The organism is Pseudotabrizicola algicola, assembly GCF_010915705.1.
Classification (GTDB): domain Bacteria; phylum Pseudomonadota; class Alphaproteobacteria; order Rhodobacterales; family Rhodobacteraceae; genus Pseudotabrizicola; species Pseudotabrizicola algicola.
This window is the reverse complement of the sequence record NZ_JAAIKE010000002.1, coordinates 104,504-120,670: the sequence shown is the minus strand read 5'-3', so window position 1 is coordinate 120,670 and position 16,167 is coordinate 104,504. Positions and strand designations below refer to the sequence as shown.

Below are 16,167 nucleotides of genomic sequence, written 5' to 3'. Positions count from 1 at the left end.
TTACCCGCGGCGCAGCCGAATGCCAAGCGCAGCATTTTTGCCCCGCGGCGCCCCCTCACTTGACAGGATCGTGGGTTGTCGGCCCTTTTGCCTTGGGGCAGACTCCGCCGCATGAGCAGAACAAGAAAAACCATCCTCTTCGGCCTCTTGGCCTCCTTCACCCTTGCGCTGACGCCGCTTTCGCCGGCGCGCGCCGATGAAACACAGGCGATGCGGCAAGTGTTGAGCCGTATGGCCGCCAAGGATTGGGACGCGGCCACAGCCGCCGCCCCGCATGACCTTGCCCGCGATATCGTCGCCTGGACCAAGCTGCGCGCGGGCGACGGCACCTTGGGCGAATACGAAGCCTTTCTCGCCCGCCGCCCCGACTGGCCGGGCCTGCCCTTCCTGCGCCAGAAGGGCGAAACCGCTGTCGCCCGCTCGACCACCCCCGAGCGGGTCGTCGCCTATTTCGGCACCCGCGCGCCCCAGACGGGCGAAGGGGCGGTGGCCCTCGTGCGCGCGCTGCAGGCGCTGGGGCGGCAGGATCTGGCCGAAGACCGCGCCATGCAGGCATGGTCCGAACTGGTCCTCGGGGCCGAGGACGAACAGGCCCTGCTCTCCCTCGCTCCGCAATCGGTGGCGCTGGTGCATGAGTTGCGGATGGACCGCCTGCTCTGGCAGGAACGCCGCACCGAGGCGCAGCGGCTGATGCCGCGCCTCTCGCCCGACTGGCAGGCGCTGGCCAAGGCCCGCATCGGCCTGCAAACGGGGGTTGATGGCGTCAACGCGCTCATCAACGCGGTGCCGAATTCGCGCGCCGGCGATGCGGGCCTTGCCTATGACCGCTTCATCTGGCGCATGAAACGCGACATGTATGACGAGGCCCTGCCGCTGATCCTCGAACGCAGCGCCTCAGCCGCTGCCTTGGGAGATCCGCAGGCATGGGCCGCGCGCCGCGCCGTGCTCACCCGCTGGCTGATGCGCCAGAACCGCCCCGCCGAGGCCTATCGCGTCGCTTCCGCCCATCATCTGACCTCGGGCGGCAGCTACGCCGATCTCGAGTTTCTGGCAGGCTTCGTCGCGCTGCGCCGCCTCAACGATCCCGCCCGCGCCCTCGCGCATTTCCGCCATCTCGAGGCCGGGGTGGCCACTCCGATCTCGCTGTCCCGCGCGCTCTACTGGCAGGGCCGCGCGCATGAGGCGGCAGGCGCGCGTGACGCAGCCCAGACCGCCTACCGCGCCGCCGCCCGCCACCAGACCGCCTATTACGGTCTGCTCGCGGCCGAAAAACTGGGCCTCCAGCTCGATGCCAGCCTCGTCAACGCGCCGCGCCTCGCCGATTGGCGGCAGGCGGCATGGACGCGCTCTTCGGTGCATCAGGCGGCGCTTCTGGCCTTGCGCGCCGGCGATCGCACCCTTGCCAAACGCTTCTGGATTCACCTTGCCGAAAGCCTCGATGCCACTGGCCTCGATCAACTCGGCGATATGGCCTTGGCCCTGAACGAGCCGCATATCGCGGTTCTGGTCGGCAAACACGCGGCCGAGCGCAGCGTGATCCTGCCGCGCGCCTATTATCCGGTCACCGATCTGGTGCCAGACGGCCTGCACGTCAGCCGTGCCTTTGCCCTTGCCATCGCGCGGCGCGAAAGCGAATTCGAACCCGCCGCCCGCTCCGGCGCCGATGCGCGCGGCCTGATGCAGCTTTTGCCCGGCACCGCCAAGATGATGGCGACCAAACTCTCGCTCCCCTATGACGAGGCGCGCCTGACCCGCGATCCGGGCTATAACGCCCAACTCGGCAGCGCCTATCTGCGGCAGTTGATCGATGAATTCGGCCCCTCCATTGCGCTGGTGGCTTCAGGCTATAACGCAGGCCCCGGCCGACCGCGCCGCTGGATCACCGAATACGGTGATCCGCGCCGCCCCGATGTCGATGTGATCGACTGGGTGGAGTCGATCCCCTTCACCGAAACCCGCACCTATGTGATGCGGGTGATCGAAGGCGTCATCCTCTACCGTGCCAAACTGCGCGGCACTCCCGGTCCGGTCAATGTGACGGGCGAGCTCAGGGGCTGACCGCCCAAGCTCTTGCTGCTTTCCAAAATACTCCCGCCGGAGGCGTCCACCGCCTCGGGCAGCGGCACGGCTCAGGCCTCGCGGCGGCTTTTCACATGCTGCCGCCACAGGGTGAACAGCCCCGCCGCCACCACGATGCCCGCCCCGATCGCCACATTCACCCGCAGGCTTTCGCCAAAGACGAACAGCCCGATCATCGCGGCAAAGGGCAGTTGCAGATAGGCCAGCGGCTGGATCGCCGAGGCCTCGGCCACCTCATAGGCGCGGATCAGGCACCAGTGCGACAGCGCGGCGGTGCAGCAGAGCAGCGCCATCCACCCCATGTCAGGCGCGCTCATCGGCTCCCAATGCCAGATGCCGACGGCGGTCATCACCACCGCCCCCGTGGTTCCGGTCCAGAAGAAAGACACCATCGCGGCATCCTCGCGCGCGACATAGCGGGTCAGCAGCCCGTAAAGCGCGAACATGGTCGCCGCCGCCAGCGGGATCAGCGCCTCGATCCGGAAGACGCCAAACCCCGGTTGCAGGATCACCAGCACCCCGACAAAGCCCACGCCGATGGCCAGCCACCGCCGCCAGCCCACGCTCTCGCCCAGGATGGGGCCTGACAGCGCGGCGATCAGCAGCGGATAGGTCGCGAACACCGCATGGCTTTCGACCAGCCCCAAGGCCACAAAGCCAAGCACCATCACGCAGATTTCCAGCGCCAAGAGCACGCCGCGCAAGATCTGCACCTTGGGCATCCGTGCCCGCACCGCCGCGCGGATGCCCCCCGGCGCGCGTGATACAAGCGCGATGACAAAGGCCGCGAAAAACCAGTAGCGCAGCATCACCACCATCCAGACGTTGTAGCTTCCCGCCAGATGGCGCGACAGCCCGTCCTGAACGGCAAAAACCAGCGTGGTGAAGATCATCAGCCAGATGCCCAGCTTTGTGTTTTGCACCGCGCTCATGTCTTTGCCACCCGTTCCAGCGATAGCGCATAAAGCCCCGCCGCAATGATCATTCCCGTGCCCAAGGCCACCAGCGGGCTGAGCGTTTCCCCGTAAACCGTCAACCCGATCAGGGTGACAAACACGATCTGCAGATAGGCATAGGGCTGCACCCGCGCCGCCTCGATCTGCTCATAACACTTGAGCAGCAGCCAATGCGAAAAGATCGAGATGCCCGCATAGATCGCCAGCAGCGGCATATCTGCCGGGGCCACCGCCTGCCAGTTCGGCAGGCCCGCCACCGTCATGAACCCCGCCCCGATCACGGCAGGCCAGAAAAAGGACGGAAAGGTCGGCTCGTCCCGTGTCGTCAGCCGCGTCAGGATGGAATAGAGCGCGAACATCACCGCCGAGGCCAAGGGCAGCAGCGCGGCAGGCGTGAACACCCCCATCCCCGGCCGCAGGATCACCACCACCCCCAGCATCCCCGCGCCAATGGCAAGCCAGCGTTGCCACACGATCCGCTCGCCGAGGATCAGCCCCGAGAAGGCGGCGATCAGCAGCGGGCAGATGGCAAACACAGCATGGCTCTCGATCAGGCCGATCAGCGTATAGCCCCAGACGATCACGCAGATCTCGCCCACCAAGAGCACGGACCGCGCCACATGCACCTTCATGTGCCGTGATCCCACCGCCGCCCGCACGCCTTCGGGGCGGCGCAGCGCCAGCAGCGTGACAAAGCCCGCGAACACCCAGTAGCGGACCATCACCACCATCAGCGTGTTGTATTCGCTCGCCAGATAGCGCGAAAACCCGTCCTGCGCGGCGAAGGCCGCGACTGCCGCGATCATCAGCCAGATGCCAAGGCGCGGGTTGCGGCTCATGTCCGGCCCGCCGTTTTTTCTCCCGCCGTCATGTGGCGCTTGCGCCCGTGCCCCGGGCGGCGCTCTACTTGGAACCCCGCATCGGTCAGCGCACGGCGGACATGCCCCGCAGCGGTGTAGGTCGCGAAAGTGCCGCCGGGGGCGGTGTGGCGGCCCACCTCCGCCATGATCGCGGGTGACCAGAGTTCGGGGTTCTTGGCGGGCGAAAACCCGTCCAGAAACCACGCATCCGCCATGCCCGCCCATCGGGGCAGCGTGTCGCGCGCGTCGCCGATGATCACCTCCACCTCGATCCCCGGCAGGTCAAACCGCCGCGCCCCGCTGGCCCATGCCGACAGGAACGGCCCCGCCACCGCCTCGGCCTGCGGAAAATGCGCCAGGGCGCGGGCGATGTCGTCGGCCACCATCGGATAAGCTTCGAAACTGGTGAACCGCAGCGTGCCGGGGCGGCCCGTCCCCGCCCAAGCCAGTTGCAGCGCCAAGAGGTTCAATCCGGTGCCAAAGCCCAGTTCGGCTATCCGGAACCCGTCTTGCAACCTTTCGGGCAGACCATTGCCCGCCAGAAACACATGCCGCGTTTCCGCCAGCCCGTCGTGAAGCGAGAAATACGGGTCATCAAAGCGCCGGGATACCGGGATCACCCCGTCGCGCCAGTCCAGACCTTCGGGGGGCAGACCGTCCGCACCCTGCTGTGCGCCCTGTTCGATTTCCGACATTTGCCTTATGTCCCAGACCGGGTGACCAACCGGGCCATCCTTGGTCATGAGGCGCAGGAAATGACAAGACCCGATCTGACAATCCGGGGGGGCGGCATCTTTGGCCTGTCCATCGCATGGGAGGCGGCGCGGCGCGGCGCTCGGGTGCGCCTGATCGAAACGCAACGCATCGGGGCTGGCTCATCGGGCGGCATCGTGGGGGCGCTGGCCCCCCATGTGCCGGAAAACTGGAACGAGAAGAAGGCCTTCCAGCTTGAAAGCCTCTTGATGGCAGAGCACTTCTGGGCCGAGGTCGCGGGCGCGTCCGGCCTGCCCACCGGCTACGCGCGGCTGGGCCGTCTGCAACCCCTGGAAAGCGCCGAGGCCATAAGCCGTGCCGAGGCGCGCAGGGCCGAGGCCGAGGTGCTCTGGCAGGGTCAGGCCGTCTGGCTGGTGATCCCCGCCACCGGCGCGGCATGGGAACCGGCCAGCCCGACGGGGGTCCTGATCCATGACACGCTCTCGGCCCGGTTGCATCCGCGCCGGGCGGCGGCGGCACTGGTGGCGGCGATCCGCGCGCGGGGCGGCGAGGTGCTGTTGGGCGAGGCCGAAGCACATGGGCCGGTGATCTGGGCGACGGGTCTGGAAGGGCTGCTGGCCCTGAACGCCGATCTGGGGCGCAAGGTCGGGGCGGGGGTGAAGGGGCAGGCGGTTCTGCTGGCGCATGACGCGAGCAACCTGCCGCAGATGCAGGTCGACGGTCTGCACATCGTGCCGCATGAGGACGGCACGGTCGCCATCGGGTCCACCTCGGAGAACCAATGGGACGATCCGGTATCGGTCGATGCCCAATGCGACGCCCTGCTTGAGCGCGCCCGCGCTGCGGTGCCGGTCCTGCAGGGCGCAAGGGTGCTGGAACGCTGGGCCGGCATCCGCCCCCGCGCCCGCAGCCGCGCGCCCATGCTGGGGGCATGGCCGGGGCGGCCGGGCGCATTCGTGGCCAACGGGGGCTTCAAGATTGGCTTCGGCATGGCACCCAAGGTGGCGCAGGTGATGGTCGATCTGGTGCTCGACGGGCAGGACCGCGTGCCCGACGGGTTCAGGGTGGAGGCTTCGCTGTAGAGCGTGCCGACTTGAACCCGGCCGCCGGGGCTCTGCCCCCGGCCACCGGGTTCTCGGACCAATGGCGAGCCCAAATGTCTCCCCAGCGATGTTTGCAGACAGAAAATGTCAGGTGCGGATTTCGCTGCGCAGAAGCTGCATCAATTCTGTCAGGCCCTTTTGCGAACGGGCGTCCTTCAGGCGGCCCTCTGCGTCAAACGCCTCGCCGGAATTGGCGATGAACACCTCCGGCCCCGGCAGCAGGCGCGGGCGGAAGGGGGTGAGGCAGTGGCGCAGCGAGTATTGCGACCGCTCCCCGCCCGCGCGTCCCGCAGCCGCCGAGACGATGGCCACCGGCTTGTCCCGCCACGGCCCGCCCTTGGTGCGGCTCACCCAGTCGAGCGCGTTCTTCAGCACGCCGGAGAGGTTCTTGTTATACTCGGGCGTGGCGATCACCACCGCATCGGCGGCGGCGATCTGGTCGGCCAGCGTCTGCACCTCGGGCGGGATGCCGCTCGCCTCAAGGTCGCCATCGTAAAGCGGCAGGCGCAGGTTGCCTTCGGTAAAGGTGCAGGGACCAAAGGCCCGCATGGCTTCAAGCATCAGAAGACGGTTTGTCGAAGCCGCGCGGAGCGCGCCGCAGAGGCCAAGGAGGGAAGGGGTCATGGAAAACCTTGCTGGATCAGGGACAAAGACAGTGGCGCCACCAGCGCCGTTGCAATGGCATTTAGTGCCATGCCAAGCGCTGCAAAGGCCCCTGCCGTCGGATGCACCTGCAGCGCGCGGGCGGTGCCGATGCCGTGGCTGGTCAATCCCACCGCGAAGCCGCGTGCCCTCCAGTCGCGCAGGCCCAGAAGGTTCAGCAGCGGCGTTGCCACCACCGCCCCCGTGATCCCGGTCAGGATCACCAGAACCGCCGTCAACGTGGGCGATCCGCCAAGACCCTCGGCGATGCCGATGGCGACGGGCGCGGTCGCGGATTTGGGCGCGAGCGAGGCCAGCACCACGCCTTCCACCCCCAGCGCCTTGGCGATGGCCAGCGCCGAAAGGGCCGCGGTGAACGAACCCGCCAGCAGCGCCGCCAGTGCAGGGGCAAAGGCGCGGCGCAGGCGCGGCAGGCTGTCATACAGCGGCAGCGCCAGCGCCACCGTCGCAGGGCCAAGCAGGAAATGCACGAACTGCGCGCCTTCGAAATAGGTGGCGTAGGGCGTCGCCGTGAGATGCAGCAGCACTGCCAGCGCGGCCACGGCGATCAGCACAGGGTTGACCAGCGGGCTGCGTCCCGCCAACCGGAAGCAGGCATCCCCCAGCGCATAGGCTGCAAGCGTCGCCGTCAGCCACAGCAGCGGGCCTTGCGACAGATAGCTCCAGATATCGGCGAAATCAGTCATCTTGCGAACCGGTCAGCCGTGCCACGGCGGCAAAGGTCAGGGCTCCCACCGTGATGGCCAGCACCGTCGACAGCACCACCGCCAGCAGGATCGCGCCCGTCTGGCCTCCCAAGGTGGCCAGATGGCCGACGACCCCGGCGCCCGCCGGCACGAAAAGAAGCGACAGATGGGCAAGGATGCCCTGCGCCGTCGGGCGGATCAGCGCGGCAAAGCGTGCAGAGCCGATCATCGCCGCCAGCAACCCCATCATGCCCAGCACCGGTCCGGGCAGCGGCAGGGCAAGCGCGCGCACGGCCGTCTCTCCCAGAAGCTGGAACGTCAAAATGGCGATGAGCGCGTGCAGCATGGGGGCCAGCCTCGGGTTGTGTCTCGCGCAAGCCTATGACCTTTGGCGCAAAAGGAAAGGGCAGCCGTGACGGCGGCTGCCCTTTGGTCGCCCGACGGAAAGCCGAGGCCCTATGCGGCGGGAACCGCCAGCGCCTCTCGCGGCAGGCCGAAATGGCGGCGGTTCAACGCCAGCACCAGCAGGATCATGGCAAGCTGCACCGCCAGCACCACCGCGCTCAGCGCCCAATAGGCCGCCCCGAATTTGGCCAGCAGACCCGCGCCCACCAGCGCCTTGTTGATCCAGAACTGCATCAGCACCGCAAAGCCGATCCCGGGGCAGACCAGCCCGTAAGCCCCCGGCGAGGGCGTGGCCGAGGTGACGAACCGCGCCACATAGCCATGCTGCTTCACGACCGACAGGCCAAGGCCAAGAAAGGCGATCTGCACCGCCAATAGCGCGGTCAGGAACCACAGATCGTCTCCGGCGGTGTTGTGCAGGCCGAAATGCACATGCATGCCATGCGTCTGCCGCAGCGACAGGATACCAAGCACAGCCATCAGCGGCACGATGTTCATCAGTGTCGGGATCTGCTCTGCCACCACCCCGTGGCGCAACATCGCCAGAATGCCGACGACCACCGCCACCGCCGACCAGACCAGCGCGATCACCAGAATGAACGTGGACAGCACCAGCGACAGACCCGCCACAGCGGGCGAGGCGGACAGGGCCGCAGGGGCCGACATACCCACGCCGATCATCCCGAGTGCAAAGGCGGGTTGCACCTGCAGGAAGGACCCGGCCCGCGTCATGTCAAAGCGGCCCGCAACCGACAGGCGGGCGATATGCTGGCCCATCATCCGCAGCGTTATCGCAGCCAGCAGGGCAAACACCGCCAAGGCCAGCGGAAACAGATACTCGATCACGCCCCAAAGTCCCGGCACAAAGGCGAGGCTGGCGGAAAAACTGACATTCACCGTCATCGCCAGCATCAACGGCAGGCCAAACAGCCCCGCTCCGGCGCTCGAGCCCTGCACCTCGGCAAAGGACGGGCTGCGGCGGAAGGCGGCAAAGCGGCGCAGGTTCCAGACCATCAGCCGCAAGTGCTGAACGGCAAAGACCCCGAGGCCCAGATAGGCCAGCACGATCATCGCCTGTTGCAGCGGTTGGCCCGCCGCAAAGGCGCGCGCCACATCCTCGAAGATCGGCACAGGTTGGCCGGGATGGGGAACCCACATGTAAAGCCACAGAAAGAACGTCACCGCGATTCCGCCCGCGCCAAGCGCGGACAGGAAATAGGGCGGGGACCAGCGGTCGGCGGGGCGAAGGGGGGATGGCATGACAGACCTCATACATATTCCATAACGTGAATATGTATGGCCGCAGACCATCCGTCAAGGTGCGGCACGGCGGCGGTCAAGATGTCGCGGGCCTTCCGCGCCCTGTCAGACCTCGCGCCGAAAGGTCACCGAGGTTGCCCGCGCATAGCCCGGATGCCGGCTGCGCGCGACTTCGGCAAAGCCCAAGGCGCGAAAGGTGGCGTGGTTTTCCACCAGTTCGACCCGTGTCTGCACCTCCAGCACCGGCAAACCCAGCCCGCGCGCGCGCTCTGCCGCCGTCTCCACCAGCGCCCGTGCAAGACCGCGCCGCCGCGCCGTTGCCGCAACCGCCAGCTTGCCCAGATACAGCGCCCCCGGCTTGACCGTCAGCACCATGCAGGCCAAGGGCGGCGCGCCCGTCACCCAGATTTCACCGCTTTGTGCCTGCGCGGCAAGCGCCTCGACCGTCAGATGCGCCGCCGACGAAGGCGGGTCGATCCGCCCTTCCATCGCGGCAAATTCCGTCTGGATCAGCCGCAAGACGGCGGCCCAGTCATAAGGCGCGCGCGCTTGGTGGGGGATCATCTGCAAAGGGCCATCTTTCATGTTCCCAAGCAGAGGCCAAAGCAGCCTTCCGCGCAAGGGGCCAACATCTTGGGGATAACCGGCGTCAGCCCGCCAGATGCGGGGTGGCCTAGGTTGACTCTGCCCCCCGCGATGCCCGACCATGCCGCTCCTTGCGACTCATGAGGCACAGGTGCGCTTTTCCCGGCTTCGGCTCAACGGTTTCAAAAGCTTTGTCGACCCCACGGATCTGGTGATCCATGAGGGGCTGACAGGCGTGGTCGGGCCGAATGGCTGCGGCAAGTCGAACCTGCTCGAGGCGCTGCGCTGGGTCATGGGCGAAAACCGCCCCACCGCCATGCGCGGCGGCGGCATGGAAGATGTGATCTTCGCGGGGGCCGCCACCCGCGGCGCGCGCCATTTCGCCGAAGTCTCGCTTGTGATCGACAATCATGACAGGCTGGCCCCGTCCGGCTTCAACGATGCCGACACCATCGAAATCGTGCGCCGCATCACCCGCGATGCAGGCTCGGCCTACAAGGCCAATGCCAAGGATGTGCGCGCGCGCGATGTGCAGATGCTGTTTGCCGACGCCTCTACCGGCTCCCATTCCCCGGCGCTCGTGCGGCAGGGGCAGATCTCGGAACTCATCAACGCCAAGCCCAAGGCCCGCCGCCGCATTCTCGAAGAGGCCGCCGGCATTTCGGGCCTTTACGCCCGCCGGCACGAGGCCGAGTTGAAGCTTTCGGGGGCGGAACAGAACCTCCTCCGCGTCGATGATGTGCTCGAAGGGCTGGCGCAGCAGATCGCCACCCTGACGCGTCAGGCCCGTCAGGCCGCCCGCTACCGCGAAATCGGCGAAGACCTGCGCCGCTCCGAAGGCATGCTGCTCTTCCGCCGCTGGCGCGAGGCCGAACTGGCGCGCACCGAGGCCGAAGCCCATCTGCGCGAGCGGCTGATCGCGGCAGGCAAGGCCGATGCCGCCAGCCGCGCGGCGGCCAAGGCCCGCGAAGCGCGCGAAGATGCCCTGCCGCCAAAGCGCGAGGAGGAGGCGGTGGCCGCCGCCATCCTGCAACGCCTGATGTTGCAACGCGATGCCTTGGGCGATCAGGAAGCCCGCGCCATGCAGCTGATCGAAACCCTGCGGGGCCGGATCACCCAGCTTGACCGCGATATGGAGCGGGAATCGGGCCTGAACCGGGATGCGGTGGAAACCATCAGCCGGCTCGACTGGGAAATCGAGCAGCTTTTGCGCGCGCACGAAGGCCATGACGCCCGTCTGACCGAGGCCGCCGAGGCCGCGCGCGAGGCTGGGGCCGTCCTGTCCGACCGCGAAACCCTGCTCTCGCAGGCCACCGAAGACAGCGCCCGCCTTGCCGCCCGCCACCAGTCGGTGCAGCGCCTCCTGTCCGACACGCGGGCGACGGTGGACCGCGCCGAAGCCGAAGCCGCCCGCGCCCGCGACATGGTCGAGGCCGCCGAAACCGCCGTCGCCACCGCCGCCGAGGCCTATGCCGCCGCGACCGAGGCACAGGAAGACGCCGCCGCCCTCGCCGAGGCCGCCGAAGAGGCTCTCGAACAGGCGGAAACCGCCCGCGCCGAAGTGCAGGCGCGTGAGGCCGACGCCCGCGCCGCCCGCGGCGAGGCCGAGGGGGAGGCGAATGCCCTGCGCGCCGAAGTCGCCGCGCTCGCGCGTCTGGTCGACCGCGAATCGCAGGCAGGCCATCAGTTGCTCGACCGGCTGACGGTGGAACCCGGCTATGAAAAGGCGCTGGGCGCGGCGCTGTCGGATGATCTGCGCGCGCCCGAAGTCGCCGCCGATGCCCGCTCCGGCTGGGCGCTGCTGCCCGGCTATGACGACACAGCCCCCCTGCCGGCAGGCGCGCAGCCACTCGCCCGCCACGTCGGCGCGCCCGAGGTGCTGGGCCGCAGGCTGTCCCAGATCGGCCTTGTCGACCGCGCGCAGGGCGCAAGCCTGCAACCGCTCCTGCGTCCCGGCCAGCGCCTCGTCAGCCTCGAGGGCGACCTCTGGCGCTGGGACGGGTTTCGCGCTGCGGCCGAAGATGCGCCCTCCGCCGCCGCCGCCCGCCTGCAACAGCTCAACCGCCTCGTGCAGCTCAAACGCGATCTCGAAGAGGTCGCCGCCCGCGCCGAAGGGGCCAAGCGCGCGCATGAGGCGCTGCAAGCCCGCCTTGCCGATCTGGCCCGCGCCGACCAGATGGCCCGCGACGCCCGCCGCGCCGCCGATACCCGCGTCACCGAAGCCAACCGCGCCGCCTCCCGCGCCGAGGCCGAAGCCTCCATCGCCGGCGGCAAGCTCGACTCGGCCCGCCTCGCCGTCGCGCGCTACGAGGATGAGGCGATGGCCGCCCGCGCCCGCCTCAAGGAGGCCGAGGCCGGCGCCGCCGAACTCCCCGATCTCGAGGCCGCCCGCAACCGTGTCGAAGCTGCCAAGGTCGCGGTCGAGGCCGCGCGCCTTGCCATGCTCACCCGCCGCTCGGCGCATGACGAGCTGCGCCGCGAAGGCGAAGCCCGCGTGCGCCGCCGGCAAGAGGCCACCAAGGAACTCTCCGGCTGGCGGCACCGTCTGGAAACCGCCGAAAAACGCAGCGCCGAACTCGCCGGACGCCGCGCCGAAACCGAGGAAGAACTCGAAGAGGCCAGCGCCGCTCCCGAAGAACTCGCCGCCAAGCGCGAGGAACTCTCCGACGCCATTGCCACCGCCGAAGCGCGCCGCGCCACCGCCGCCGCCGCTCTCGCCACCGCCGAAGCCGCCCTGCGCGATGCGCAACTCGCCGAACGCGAGGCCGAACGCCTGAACGGCGAAGCGCGCGAGGCCCGCGCCCGCGCCGAGGCCCGCAACGACGCCGCCCGCGAAACCGTCGCCTATGCCGCCGAGCGCATCGCCGAAGACGCTGGCTGCACCCCCGCCGAATTGCTGGCCTCCCTCGGCGTCGATCCCGAAAAGATGCCCGACGCCGAAACCCTGGATGTCGAGGTGCAGCGCCTCAAGCGCCAGCGCGAGGCGCTCGGCGCGGTCAACCTGCGCGCCGAAGAAGACATGGCCGCCGTCTCGGGAGAACATGGGACCCTGTTGCAGGAAAAGACCGATCTGGAAGAGGCGATCAAGAAGCTCCGCGCAGGCATCTCCGGCCTCAACCGCGAAGGGCGCGAACGCCTGCTCACCGCCTTCGAACAGGTCAACCAGAACTTCGCGACCCTCTTCACCCATCTCTTCGGCGGTGGCGAGGCGCGGCTCGTGCTCGTCGAATCCGATGATCCGCTGGAAGCCGGGCTTGAAATCATGTGCCAGCCGCCGGGCAAGAAACTCGCCACCCTCTCGCTCCTCTCGGGGGGCGAGCAAACCCTCACCGCGCTCGCGCTCATCTTCGGCGTCTTCCTCGCCAACCCCGCCCCGATCTGCGTGCTCGATGAGGTCGATGCGCCGCTCGATGATGCCAACGTCACCCGCTTCTGCGACCTGCTCGACGAAATGGCCCGCCGCACCGACACCCGCTTCCTGATCATCACCCACCATGCGGTCACGATGGCGCGGATGGACAGGCTCTTCGGCGTCACGATGGCCGAACAGGGCGTCAGCCAGTTGGTCAGCGTCGATCTCAAGAAGGCCGAGGCGCTGGTCGCATGAAGGACGCCTTGCAACAGGCAGGTTTTCTGGCCGTCGAGGCCGAGGGCGATACCCTGCACGCCCGCCTCTGGGCCAGTTCCACCGATTTCACCGCGACCCCGGAGGGCGACCACTGGCTGCTTGCCCTGCACTGGCCCCTGCGCGCCAGCGAGGCCCAGCGCAGCGACTGGAACGCGGCCCACCCGAGGGCACCGCTCGACATTCACAATGGCGAAACCCGTCTCACCATGCGGGTGCGCGCCGATGATGCTGCCGCCCTTCCGCTCTGGGCTGCCCTTGCCGAAGAGGCAGTGGCGCAGATGATCCGCTGGCGCCGCGCGCAGCGTCAACCCGGTGAAGGCTACTGACCCTTCTCACTTTGCTGCTTTCCCAAATACTCCGGGGGAGTCCGCAGGACGGGGGCAGCGCCCCCCGGGCCCGAGGCAAAGGCCGCAAGGCCGCAGCCGAGACAAATCCGTGCGGCGCAGCCGCTCCGCCTCATTGCTCACCGCCAGATCAGCGCCAGCCCGGCCACGATCAGCAGCATCAGCCCCCAGGCGCGCCACAGCGCGCGGCAGGCGGCGTCTATGTCCTTTGCCGCCGCATTGCGCCGCCCCTCCGGCCAGACCCAGGGAAAATCCGACATCACCCCGTGATAGGCGCGCGGCCCCGACAGCGCCACATCCAGCACCACCGCCATCGCCGCCTCCGGCCAGCCCGCGTTCGGGCTGCGGTGCAGCGGCGCATCGCGCAAGATCGGCGCGGGGTTGGTCCAGCCATGCGCCAATGCGATCAACAGCGCCGTCAACCGCGCCGGGATCAGGTTCAGCAGATCGTCAAACCGTGCCGAGGCCCAGCCGAAGGCCTCATGCCGCGGGGTGCGGTGGCCGATCATGCTGTCGGCGGTGTTGGTGATCTTGTAAACCAGCATCAGGGGCAGCCCGCCGACCAGAAACCAGAAGGCGGGCGCGATCACCCCGTCCGAAAGGTTCTCCGCCGCGCTCTCGATGGCCGCGCGCGCCACCGCAGGCTCTTCCATCGCACCCGTGTCGCGCCCCACGATCATCGACACCGCCTGCCGCCCGGCAGGCAGCGACTGGCGCAGGCCATCCGCCACCGCGCGCACATGATCGACCAGCGATTTCTGCGCCAGCAGGATCGCCGCCACGATGACCTCCAGCGCGCCAAAATCCGGCACGGCGGCAATCAGCCAGCCCAGCGCATAGGCCCCCGCGACCAGCAGCGCCAAGGCGGCCACGCCCTTCGCGCGCCGCATCGTCCCCGCGTTCAGCGCGCGGTCCAGCGCGTCCACCGCGCGCCCCATCAACACCGCCGGATGCGGCACCCGGTCCCAGATCGCCTTCGGCTCTCCGAACAGCGCGTCCAGCAGCATGGCAAGAACCAAGGTCATCGCGTTCCGTCTCCCCGATCAGCCGCCTGCACAAGCCGCTGTGTTGCCACGGTTTTACACCGCCGATTCGCGCGGCAACAGGGGCAGGTTCCGGCGCGGCACCGCAAAAAGAGGGGAAATCACGGCCAAAACCGCCGCATTTCACACTTCTTGCCCCGCTGTCATGTGATTGACTTGATTTTAACCAATAGTGGAGCAGACTGGACTTCAGGGGGATCGAGGAGGGTAACGTGCTGGAATTCTTGCCACAGGACATCAGGGACGGGCTGGACGCGGCGCGCAAGCGCGAGGCACGGCGAAAATCCCGCCTCCGCGTCCAGGTGGGCGAAGCGGTCTATCCCATTCTGCGTTTCTGGCATGACGGTTTCGTGCTCGATGGCGACCTGACTCCGAACCTGCGCGGTCTGGTCGATGTCTATGACGGGGCCAACCATATCTTCCAATGCCTCATCGTCGCCTCGCGCATGGAAAACGGCGATCTGGTCTGCGATTTCAAGCGCTCCACTGCCGTGCAGGACAAGGCTCCGCTCGATTTCTGGCGTGATGAAAACGCGCCCGTGGGCTATCTGCCCCGCGCCTGACCCATCGGCGCAGGGCAGGCGGCACGCAAGGCAAGGGCCGGTGGCAGGGCAGGGGCCACGCATGGCCCCCGCCGCAATCGCTGGTCGGGGTTACTGCAAATCGCCAAAGGCCGATTGCAACCGCTCTACCGCCTCTTGCACCCGCGCGCGCGGCGTTGCGATGTTGAACCGCAAACAGCTTTCCCCACCGCTGCCGAATGTCTCGCCGTGGTTGGCACAGATCTGCGCCGCCTTTTCCACCCGTGCCTTGAACTCGGCCGGGGCCATGCCGGTGCCGGAAAAATCCACCCAGGACAGATAGGTCGCCTCCAGCGGCATCGACCGCAGGCCCGGAATCTCCTTCACCCCCGCATCGAACAGGCGGCGGTTGCCATCCAGATAGGCCACCAGCGCATCCACCCAGACCGCGCCTTCGGGGGAATAGGCAGCCTCGGCCATGTTCATGCCAAAGGAATTGCCCGAAATGCCCATCGCCATGATCCGGTTGGCAAACTTCGCCCGCAAGCCCTCGTCGGCGATGATGACATTGCCGATATGCGCCCCCGCGATGTTGAAGGTCTTGGTGGTTGCGGTCAGCATCACCAGACGGTCCGCCACATCGGGCGCGGCCAGCGGCATGGCGATATGCCGATGCCCCGGCATCACCAGATCATGGTGGATCTCGTCCGACACCAGCACCAGATCATGCCGCAGGCAGAAATCTGCCACGCCGCGCAGCTCCTCGCGCGTCCACACCCGCCCGCCCGGATTGTGGGGCGAGCACAGGATCAGCATCCGCTCTGCCCCCGTCATCTGCGCGTCCCACGCGTCAAAATCCATCTCGTAGCGCCCGTCCACCAGCGCCAGCGGGCATTCCACCACCTTGCGCCCCGCCGCTTTGATGGTGCGGGCAAAGGCGTGATAGACCGGCGTCATCAGCACCACGCCATCCCCCGGCGCGGTATAGGCATCCAGCACCAGCCCCGTCGCGTTCACCAGCCCATGCGTGGTGAAGATGTGGTCGGGGTCCAGCGCCCAGCCGTGCCGCGTCTGCATCCACCAGCGGATCGCCTCGCGATAGCCCGCATCATCGCCGTAATAGCCATAGATGCCATGCGCCGCCATCTTCTCCACCGCCGCCTGCACGCAAAGGGGCGGGCGGAAGTCCATGTCGGCCACCCACATCGACAATCCCGTGTCCGCAGGCACGCCATACAGGCGCTCCATCATGTCCCATTTCACCGAATGGGTGCCAAGGCGGGGGATATGTTCGTCGAAATTCATGGTTCAGCCTTTTCC

The 16,167-nt window shown here is 67.9% G+C and carries 15 protein-coding genes; 5 read left to right on the top strand and 10 right to left on the bottom strand.

Going from position 1 to position 16,167, the window contains the following annotated elements; genetic code table 11:
- Positions 1 to 111: 111 nt before the first annotated feature.
- On the top strand, positions 112 to 2,058 hold the full coding sequence (locus G3572_RS07105) for a lytic transglycosylase domain-containing protein (RefSeq protein WP_164610254.1): 1,947 nt from the start codon (positions 112 to 114) through the stop codon (positions 2,056 to 2,058).
- Between the two features lie 71 nt (positions 2,059 to 2,129).
- Here G3572_RS07105 and G3572_RS07100 read toward each other — a convergent pair whose 3' ends face one another.
- Genes G3572_RS07100 through mnmC2 form a run of 3 tightly spaced genes read right to left on the bottom strand, consistent with a single transcriptional unit; the run spans position 2,130 to position 4,590 of the window.
- The gene (locus G3572_RS07100) at positions 2,130 to 3,011 is read right to left on the bottom strand and encodes a DMT family transporter (RefSeq protein ID WP_164610252.1); all 882 of its coding nucleotides are present in this window, start codon (positions 3,009 to 3,011) and stop codon (positions 2,130 to 2,132) included.
- Entirely contained in the window at positions 3,008 to 3,874 is an 867-nt protein-coding gene (locus G3572_RS07095; protein ID WP_164610250.1) for a DMT family transporter, read from the bottom strand. The genes G3572_RS07100 and G3572_RS07095 overlap by 4 nt, the downstream gene beginning before the upstream one ends.
- Entirely contained in the window at positions 3,871 to 4,590 is a 720-nt protein-coding gene (mnmC2, locus tag G3572_RS07090) for a tRNA (5-methylaminomethyl-2-thiouridine)(34)-methyltransferase MnmC2 (RefSeq protein ID WP_240335460.1), read from the bottom strand. Before mnmC2 ends, G3572_RS07095 begins: the two co-directional genes overlap by 4 nt.
- 60 nt (positions 4,591 to 4,650) lie before the next feature.
- On the opposite strand from mnmC2, the gene G3572_RS07085 reads away from it, so the two are divergent.
- Positions 4,651 to 5,691, top strand: a complete 1,041-nt coding sequence (locus G3572_RS07085) for an NAD(P)/FAD-dependent oxidoreductase (protein ID WP_164610246.1) — start codon at positions 4,651 to 4,653, stop codon at positions 5,689 to 5,691.
- Positions 5,692 to 5,799: 108 nt separating this feature from the next.
- Here G3572_RS07085 and G3572_RS07080 read toward each other — a convergent pair whose 3' ends face one another.
- The 5 genes from G3572_RS07080 to G3572_RS07060 form a co-directional block, all read right to left on the bottom strand.
- A complete protein-coding gene (locus G3572_RS07080) occupies positions 5,800 to 6,336 on the bottom strand; it encodes an NADPH-dependent FMN reductase (protein ID WP_164610244.1) in 537 nt (178 codons plus the stop codon).
- The gene (locus G3572_RS07075; protein ID WP_164610242.1) at positions 6,333 to 7,061 is read right to left on the bottom strand and encodes an LrgB family protein; all 729 of its coding nucleotides are present in this window, start codon (positions 7,059 to 7,061) and stop codon (positions 6,333 to 6,335) included. The genes G3572_RS07080 and G3572_RS07075 overlap by 4 nt, the downstream gene beginning before the upstream one ends.
- Positions 7,054 to 7,407, bottom strand: a complete 354-nt coding sequence (locus tag G3572_RS07070) for a CidA/LrgA family protein (protein WP_164610240.1) — start codon at positions 7,405 to 7,407, stop codon at positions 7,054 to 7,056. Before G3572_RS07070 ends, G3572_RS07075 begins: the two co-directional genes overlap by 8 nt.
- A 110-nt stretch (positions 7,408 to 7,517) precedes the next feature.
- Positions 7,518 to 8,726, bottom strand: coding sequence for a TsoY family (seleno)protein (locus tag G3572_RS07065; protein ID WP_164610238.1), 1,209 nt, complete (start codon positions 8,724 to 8,726; stop codon positions 7,518 to 7,520).
- Positions 8,727 to 8,831: 105 nt separating this feature from the next.
- Entirely contained in the window at positions 8,832 to 9,290 is a 459-nt protein-coding gene (locus tag G3572_RS07060) for a GNAT family N-acetyltransferase (RefSeq protein WP_164610236.1), read from the bottom strand.
- Between the two features lie 172 nt (positions 9,291 to 9,462).
- Between G3572_RS07060 and smc the strand changes: the two genes are divergently transcribed.
- Together smc and G3572_RS07050 are read left to right on the top strand one after the other, a co-directional pair.
- Positions 9,463 to 12,918 carry a chromosome segregation protein SMC gene (smc, locus tag G3572_RS07055; protein ID WP_164610235.1) on the top strand — a complete coding sequence of 1,152 codons (3,456 nt, stop codon included), beginning with the start codon at positions 9,463 to 9,465 and terminating at the stop codon, positions 12,916 to 12,918.
- Complete coding sequence (locus G3572_RS07050; protein ID WP_164610233.1) at positions 12,915 to 13,265, top strand: hypothetical protein; 351 nt, start codon at positions 12,915 to 12,917, stop codon at positions 13,263 to 13,265. The genes smc and G3572_RS07050 overlap by 4 nt, the downstream gene beginning before the upstream one ends.
- A 137-nt stretch (positions 13,266 to 13,402) precedes the next feature.
- Here the strand turns inward: G3572_RS07050 and cbiB are convergent, their stop codons facing one another.
- Positions 13,403 to 14,308: an adenosylcobinamide-phosphate synthase CbiB gene (gene cbiB, locus G3572_RS07045; RefSeq protein ID WP_164610231.1), complete on the bottom strand. Its 906-nt coding sequence runs from the start codon at positions 14,306 to 14,308 to the stop codon at positions 13,403 to 13,405.
- Positions 14,309 to 14,538: 230 nt separating this feature from the next.
- Here cbiB and G3572_RS07040 point away from each other — a divergent pair, with 230 nt between their 5' ends.
- Entirely contained in the window at positions 14,539 to 14,889 is a 351-nt protein-coding gene (locus tag G3572_RS07040) for a hypothetical protein (RefSeq protein WP_164610229.1), read from the top strand.
- A 90-nt stretch (positions 14,890 to 14,979) separates the two neighbouring features.
- On the opposite strand, the gene G3572_RS07035 is transcribed toward G3572_RS07040, so the two are convergent.
- A complete protein-coding gene (locus G3572_RS07035; protein WP_164610227.1) occupies positions 14,980 to 16,152 on the bottom strand; it encodes a MalY/PatB family protein in 1,173 nt (390 codons plus the stop codon).
- Between the last annotated feature and the right edge of the window lie 15 nt (positions 16,153 to 16,167).

Bases quoted from the DNA above. Each gene is read 5' to 3' on its own strand.
- G3572_RS07085 (WP_164610246.1), top strand. From the start codon at position 4,651: ATGACAAGACCCGATCTGACAATCCGGGGGGGCGGCATCTTTGGCCTG.
- G3572_RS07075 (WP_164610242.1), bottom strand. From the start codon at position 7,061: ATGACTGATTTCGCCGATATCTGGAGCTATCTGTCGCAAGGCCCGCTG.
- G3572_RS07080 (WP_164610244.1), bottom strand. From the start codon at position 6,336: ATGACCCCTTCCCTCCTTGGCCTCTGCGGCGCGCTCCGCGCGGCTTCG.
- G3572_RS07065 (WP_164610238.1), bottom strand. From the start codon at position 8,726: ATGCCATCCCCCCTTCGCCCCGCCGACCGCTGGTCCCCGCCCTATTTC.
- G3572_RS07095 (WP_164610250.1), bottom strand. From the start codon at position 3,874: ATGAGCCGCAACCCGCGCCTTGGCATCTGGCTGATGATCGCGGCAGTC.
- G3572_RS07050 (WP_164610233.1), top strand. From the start codon at position 12,915: ATGAAGGACGCCTTGCAACAGGCAGGTTTTCTGGCCGTCGAGGCCGAG.
- mnmC2 (WP_240335460.1), bottom strand. From the start codon at position 4,590: ATGTCGGAAATCGAACAGGGCGCACAGCAGGGTGCGGACGGTCTGCCC.
- G3572_RS07070 (WP_164610240.1), bottom strand. From the start codon at position 7,407: ATGCTGCACGCGCTCATCGCCATTTTGACGTTCCAGCTTCTGGGAGAG.
- G3572_RS07060 (WP_164610236.1), bottom strand. From the start codon at position 9,290: ATGATCCCCCACCAAGCGCGCGCGCCTTATGACTGGGCCGCCGTCTTG.
- cbiB (WP_164610231.1), bottom strand. From the start codon at position 14,308: ATGACCTTGGTTCTTGCCATGCTGCTGGACGCGCTGTTCGGAGAGCCG.
- G3572_RS07100 (WP_164610252.1), bottom strand. From the start codon at position 3,011: ATGAGCGCGGTGCAAAACACAAAGCTGGGCATCTGGCTGATGATCTTC.
- G3572_RS07105 (WP_164610254.1), top strand. From the start codon at position 112: ATGAGCAGAACAAGAAAAACCATCCTCTTCGGCCTCTTGGCCTCCTTC.
- G3572_RS07035 (WP_164610227.1), bottom strand. From the start codon at position 16,152: ATGAATTTCGACGAACATATCCCCCGCCTTGGCACCCATTCGGTGAAA.